Here is a 435-nt window from a genome sequence, read left to right on the forward strand (position 1 = left end):
CTCCTTACCAACTTAATATTTGTATTTCAATTTTTCTAAAAAAAAAGCAAGAATAAAACGAGTAATAAATTTTAAGTACTCTAGTTTTAACTTTTTCATCATCTTTTTAAGATTCCATCCTGTTGCAGCTAAAAAAGCATTGATTTGTGAGGAATTAGTCCCATGAAGATAGTTCTGTCCCATTCTAAAGCTTGTTTTTAGATGACCTATAACAGGCTCAATGGCAGCTCGCCTTCTAAATTTCTTTCGTTTTGTTCTTTTCTGATATTCGGTATCTCGTTTTAATGGTCTATAATCTGGTGTGGATATTTTGGTTTGTCCTATTTGTTTTTGTCCTTTTCCGCCTCTGTCATACACCACTTCTTTTGGTAGATAATTTATGTTGGTTTGCATTTGATTCAGTAAAGGCTCTATGGTTTTACTATCATGTGGATT

The 435-nt window shown here is 32.4% G+C and carries 1 protein-coding gene; it reads right to left on the reverse strand.

The genetic code is table 11. From position 1 onward, the window contains the following. Positions 1-12 precede the first annotated feature (12 nt). On the reverse strand, positions 13-435 hold a 423-nt coding region (locus tag AC1EUY_RS16165; RefSeq protein ID WP_480196586.1), incomplete at its 5' end, for a transposase.

It is taken from the genome of Maritimimonas sp. 2210JD6-3, from assembly GCF_056591795.1.